This is a genomic window from Klebsiella sp. MS 92-3 (assembly GCF_000195655.1).
In the GTDB taxonomy this organism is placed as follows: Bacteria; Pseudomonadota; Gammaproteobacteria; order Enterobacterales; family Enterobacteriaceae; genus Klebsiella; species Klebsiella pneumoniae.
Genome location: NZ_GL882869.1, coordinates 100,670 through 103,611, shown reverse-complemented (window position 1 = coordinate 103,611; position 2,942 = coordinate 100,670). Strand labels below are relative to the sequence as shown.

Genomic DNA, 2,942 nt, shown 5'->3' with positions numbered 1-2,942 from the left:
GGACCCCCGCCGCCACGGCGGCGGCGACGTCGGCAAAAAAGCGTACGTTTTCTCGCCGCGCGCGCCGCGAGCGGCAGGAGGGACGACAGCAGATGCCGGTGGTCAGTACCGCAAAGACGAACTGACCATCGGCCCGGGTATCACGTTCGCAGACCGCCTGCCAGCGGCGATCATCGGTATCGGCAACTATCGGTTTCATGACGGGTCTCCAGCTGTAAGTGTACCCTCAGTCTGTGGTAAAGCCCGCAGTAAAAAACCCGCAATCTTGCTTTTTAATTTTTCTCGCCGACAAGGAAAGTGCGGAACTGCGGCGACATCCAGGTTTTAAAACCCTCTCCTTCTTTAACGATCATGTAGACCGCCAGCCCCTCCTCGCGCACCACCTGCTGCGCTTTTTCCGGCCCCAGCACCATCAGTCCGGTATCCCAGCCGTCCGCCTCCAGCGCCGTTGGCGCAATGACGGTCACGGAGACCAGCTTATGGGTTATCGGCTGCCCGGTCTGCGGATCGATAACGTGCGAGATGCGTTTGCCATCGAGTTCATAGTAGTTGCGATAGCTGCCGGAGGTGCTGATGCCGTGACCATTGATGTCGACAATCGCCTGAACGGCGTTTTCGCGGTCGGTCGGTTTCTGGATCGCTACCCGCCAGGGCTTGCCTTCGCCGTTCATCCCGCGGCTGACCAGCGCTCCGCCCACCGACACCAGATAGCGGGAGATCCCCTCCTGCTCCATCAACCGCGCGAGGTGGTCGGCGGCATAGCCTTCCCCCACGGTGGAGAGGTCGACAAACAGATCGGGAATATCTTTTTGCAGGAACTGCCTGCCGCTCTGATTAATAACCTGCAGATGCTGCAGGCCGGTGCGCGCCTTCGCCGCGGCTATCGCCTCGGCATCCGGGGTGGTGACCGGCTGTTTATCCGGGCCAAAGCCCCACAGGTTGACCAGCGGCCCCACGGTAATATCCATCGCGCCGTGCGTTTTGGCGCCAATCCGCAGCGACAGGGTGACGATATCCGCCATCGCTTCGCTCACCGGCCATGGTTCGGTAGTGGCGGCATGATTGAAGCGCATCAGCGCGGAGTCGTTTTTCCAGGTCGACAGCAGGCGATCGTCGGCGTCCAGCTGGGCCTGAACCTTGGCGCGCAACGCCTGGGCCTTTGCCTCATCCACGCCAATGACGCTGACCCGCCAGAAGGTGCCCATCGTTTTGCCATCCAGCACGGTGGCCGTCGCGGTGGGGGTCGCAGGAGTGGTAGCTGAATCGCAGCCAGAGAGCAGAACGCAGGCACCCAGCAGCGCGGCGCGAAAGAAAGTCATATCCATTAATCGAGGCTCCTCTTACCAGGGCGACAAGAGTATACCAGCGAGGTTAAACCGGACATAAAAAAAAAAGGCCCCCCCGCGGCCCCTTTTTTTTATGAGTGACGATTCGCCTTCAGCGTCGGGGATTACTGGTCGCCAAAGTGGATCACGGTGCGAATCGATTTACCTTCATGCATCAGATCAAAGGCCTCGTTAATCTGCTCCAGCGGCAGGCGATGGGTAATAAACGGATCGAGGCGAATTTTACCCGCCATGGCGTCTTCCACCATTCCCGGCAGCTGACTGCGCCCTTTTACGCCGCCGAAGGCGGAACCGCGCCACACGCGGCCGGTCACCAGCTGGAACGGACGGGTCTTGATCTCCTGCCCGGCGCCGGCTACACCGATGATCACGCTCTCACCCCAGCCTTTATGGCAGCACTCCAGCGCCGCGCGCATCACATTTACATTGCCGATGCACTCGAAGCTGAAATCCACCCCGCCGTCGGTCAACTCAACGATCACATCCTGAATCGGCTTATCGTAGTCGTTCGGATTGATAAAATCGGTCGCGCCCATCTCTTTAGCGAGAGTGAACTTATCCGGGTTGGTATCAACCGCCAGAATGCGCCCGGCCTGCGCCTGCACCGCGCCCTGGATCACCGCCAGACCAATGCCGCCCAGACCAAAGACCGCGACGCTATCCCCGGCCTTGACCTTCGCCGTGTTATGCACCGCGCCGATACCGGTGGTTACGCCGCAGCCCAGCAGGCACACTTTATCCAAAGGCGCCTGCGGATTGACTTTCGCCAGCGAAATCTCGGCGCAAACCGTATATTCGCTGAAGGTGCTGGTGCCCATATAGTGATAGATCGGTTCGCCATTGTACGAGAAACGAGTGGTGCCGTCCGGCATCAGCCCTTTACCCTGGGTGGCACGCACCGCCTGACAGAGGTTGGTTTTACCCGACTTACAGAATTTGCACTCGCCACATTCGGCGGTATACAGCGGAATGACGTGATCGCCCGGCTTAAGGCTGGTGACGCCCTCGCCTACTTCCACGACAATCCCGCCGCCCTCATGGCCCAGCACCGCCGGGAAGACACCTTCCGGATCGTCACCGGAGAGGGTGAAGGCATCGGTATGACACACCCCGGTGTGGGTGATTTTCACCAGAACTTCGCCTTTTTTCGGCGGCGCGACGTCAATCTCAACGATTTTTAACGGCTGACCGGGGCCGAAGGCCACTGCTGCGCGTGATTTCATAACTGTCTCTTCCTCGTCGTGATGTTATTTTAAATAGGATCGTAGCAGATGACCGACCTCTGCCATTCTCGCGGCCCGCTGCTCAGGGGTGGTGTCGCCGCTGACCAGCTCGTCCTGCAGGTGGATCTCCACCATTTCGCCCATCAGGCCATTCGCCGCCCCGCGAATCGAGGCGATCTGCTGCAGAATAGTCATACAGGGCTCGCCGGACTCCAGCGCGCGCTCAAGGGCTTCGACCTGGCCGCGGATGCGTCTTACGCGGCTGAGCGCCCGTTTTTTATCTTCAGGTGAATGTGGCACGATTACGCCTCCGTATCATATAGGGGGGTATACTATATTCTATTAGCGGTGAAGGCAAAAAAAACCCCCCCCC

Annotated in this window: 4 protein-coding genes; all 4 read right to left on the bottom strand. The window is 59.6% G+C overall.

Going from position 1 to position 2,942, the window contains the following annotated elements; all coding sequences use genetic code 11:
• A partial coding sequence (locus HMPREF9538_RS30785) for an Ada metal-binding domain-containing protein (protein WP_009486434.1) occupies positions 1-199 on the bottom strand: 199 nt, incomplete at its 3' end.
• A 73-nt stretch (positions 200-272) separates the two neighbouring features.
• On the bottom strand, positions 273-1,325 hold the full coding sequence (apbE, locus tag HMPREF9538_RS00980; protein WP_004180700.1) for an FAD:protein FMN transferase ApbE: 1,053 nt from the start codon (positions 1,323-1,325) through the stop codon (positions 273-275).
• 125 nt (positions 1,326-1,450) lie between these two features.
• Positions 1,451-2,569 carry an S-(hydroxymethyl)glutathione dehydrogenase/class III alcohol dehydrogenase gene (locus tag HMPREF9538_RS00985; RefSeq protein ID WP_004143804.1) on the bottom strand — a complete coding sequence of 373 codons (1,119 nt, stop codon included), beginning with the start codon at positions 2,567-2,569 and terminating at the stop codon, positions 1,451-1,453.
• A gap of 24 nt (positions 2,570-2,593) precedes the next feature.
• Entirely contained in the window at positions 2,594-2,869 is a 276-nt protein-coding gene (locus HMPREF9538_RS00990) for a metal/formaldehyde-sensitive transcriptional repressor (protein ID WP_002907563.1), read from the bottom strand.
• Positions 2,870-2,942: the final 73 nt, after the last annotated feature.